Source organism: Pseudomonas sp. BAV 4579 (assembly GCF_009765395.1).
GTDB lineage: Bacteria > Pseudomonadota > Gammaproteobacteria > Pseudomonadales > Pseudomonadaceae > Chryseomonas > Chryseomonas aestiva.
In genome coordinates this window covers 1-2,199 of sequence record NZ_WHOV01000198.1, presented here as the reverse complement: position 1 = coordinate 2,199, position 2,199 = coordinate 1, and the positions used below count along the sequence as shown (strand labels likewise).

Below are 2,199 nucleotides of genomic sequence, written 5' to 3'. Positions count from 1 at the left end.
GTCGTCCTGGGACGGCTACATCGCCGCGGTCACCGCCGACGCCTGCATCAAGGCGCAGGACAGCGGCGCCATCGAGCCGGTGACCCTGCCCAGCCGACCGGCGTTCTACGCCTAGGTCGCTCGCCCCGCCTGCCATGCACGCGGGGCTGGACGGTCGGCACGGGAGGCTTCGGCCGTGAGAATCGGATGGGTCGGCGATGCCGGGCTCGGGCGCCTGCGGCAGGCGCCGCGGGTCGCTGCCCAGGCGAACGAGCTGCTGAGCGCTATGCCTTCGGCGAACGTCCGGTGCAGTGCTCGCATGTATCGAATTAAATTTCTATTTAACCCTTGTTGTGGAATTAAAGTTCCAATAGAGTCGAGGGCAGTTGCAGAAACGAGTCACCAGGGCCGCGCGCCCCGACAACAATAATAGGTGCCGTCACATGAACCACTCCACGCATTCCTTCCGTCTCGCCCTCGCCGCCGTGCACCGCCTCAAGGTGCAGCGTCCCTCCCGACTGCTCGCCCTGCTCGGCCGGCTGTTCTGCCACGAGCGCAGCGGCGCCGTGCTCTGCGCCTCGCCCGGCGCCGCGGTGTTCTACCGCCCGCACTGATTCCCGCGTCTTTCCAGCGTTCGCCCAGGCTCCGCCCGGTTCAAGACCGCGCGGCCCCCGAGGTGCGCCTGGCCATTGCGCCCGTCTGATTCCCTTGCTGATCGCCACCCCACGAATGGAGCCTGAACCATGCAGAAGAAAACTCGCTTTGCCACCCTGGCGCTGTCGCTGCTGCTGGGCAGCAGCGCGGCCCTGGCGGACCTCAAGGTCGGGGTGACCATGTCGTCGTTCGACGACAACTACCTCACCTATGTCCGCGAATACATGACCAAGAAGGCCAAGACCGACGGCGTGCAGCTGCAGTTCGAGGACGCCCGCAACGACGTGGTCAAGCAGCTCACCCAGGTGCAGAGCTTCATCAGCCAGAAGGTCGATGCGGTCATCGTCAATCCGGTGGATACCGCCGCGACCCGGACCCTGACCGAGGCCGCCACCAAGGCCGGCGTGCCCATCGTCTACATCAACCGCCGTCCCGACGAGCCCACCCTGCCGGCGGGCGTGGTGGCGGTGACTTCCGACGACAAGGAAGCCGGCCGCCTGCAGGCGCAGTACGTGGCGGACAAGCTCGGCGGCAAGGGCCAGGTGGCCATCCTGCTGGGCGACCTGGCCAACAACTCCACCCACAACCGCACCGCCGGGGTGAAGGAAGTCCTGGCCAAGTACCCGGGCATCAAGGTCGTCGAGGAGCAGACCGCGGCCTGGCAGCGCGACAAGTCCATGGACCTGACCAGCAACTGGCTGCTGGCCGGCAAGGAGCTCAACGCCATCTTCGCCAACAACGACGAGATGGCCATCGGCGCGGCCATGGCCCTACGCCAGGCCGGCAAGAAGGACGTGCTGGTCACCGGCGTCGACGGTACGCCGGATGGCCTGGCCGCCATCAAGCGCGGCCTGGTGACGGTCTCGGTGTTCCAGGACGCCAAGGGCCAGGCGGAAGGCGCCCTCGATGCGGCGCTGAAGATGATCAACAAGACCCCCGGCGAGCAGAACGTGCTGATTCCCTTCCGCCTGATCACCCCGGAGAACGTCGCCGAATTCCAGGCCATGACCAAATGACCTGAGGCGCCTGCGCGTCCTGGAAGGAGGGCGGTGCGCCGTCAGAACGGCTTTCCACATGAAACGGGCAGTCCGGCAGCGGACTGCCCGTTTCGTCTATTCGGGGCCTTTCCACCCGGCGTCAGCCGGGCCGGAGACCGGTGATCGATATCACCTAAAAATTCCAAAAAGATGTTGACTGGAATTTATTTTCCAATAGAGTCGAGGGCAAGCCAAGACGTACAGCGGTGCCTCGCCCCGGCGAGCGCACCCTTCAACAAGAATAAAAGGTGCCGTCATGCCATCCCGCTCCCTGTCCCTGCATGGGTCTCCGATCGCCTGTCCGCCGGGCACCTGCCTGCACCTGGCCCGCGCCGTCATGGCCAGCCCTTCGCCCAGCGCCCTCTACTGACCAGCGACCCGCGCCGCCTGGTCGGCGCCCGCGAGGAGATCGTGATCATGCTCAGTTCCGCCACCCCTGCCGTCGCTCCCGCCACCGCGGCCACGGCCGCGCCCGGCGAATACCTGCTGGAAATCGTCGACGTCACCAAGGAGTTTCCCGGCGTCAAGG

The 2,199-nt window shown here is 66.1% G+C and carries 2 protein-coding genes and 1 pseudogene; all 3 read left to right on the top strand.

The genetic code is table 11. The features are described 5' to 3' along the window. A pseudogene (locus tag GSQ95_RS26760) lies at positions 1-115 on the top strand (inositol 2-dehydrogenase); the annotation flags it as partial. Between the two features lie 307 nt (positions 116-422). Then, positions 423-593, top strand: a complete 171-nt coding sequence (locus tag GSQ95_RS24700; RefSeq protein WP_158896923.1) for a hypothetical protein — start codon at positions 423-425, stop codon at positions 591-593. Positions 594-722: 129 nt separating this feature from the next. Then, complete coding sequence (locus tag GSQ95_RS24695) at positions 723-1,649, top strand: sugar ABC transporter substrate-binding protein (RefSeq protein ID WP_158896924.1); 927 nt, start codon at positions 723-725, stop codon at positions 1,647-1,649. Positions 1,650-2,199: the final 550 nt, after the last annotated feature.

Bases quoted from the DNA above. Each gene is read 5' to 3' on its own strand.
- GSQ95_RS24700 (WP_158896923.1), top strand. From the start codon at position 423: ATGAACCACTCCACGCATTCCTTCCGTCTCGCCCTCGCCGCCGTGCAC.
- GSQ95_RS24695 (WP_158896924.1), top strand. From the start codon at position 723: ATGCAGAAGAAAACTCGCTTTGCCACCCTGGCGCTGTCGCTGCTGCTG.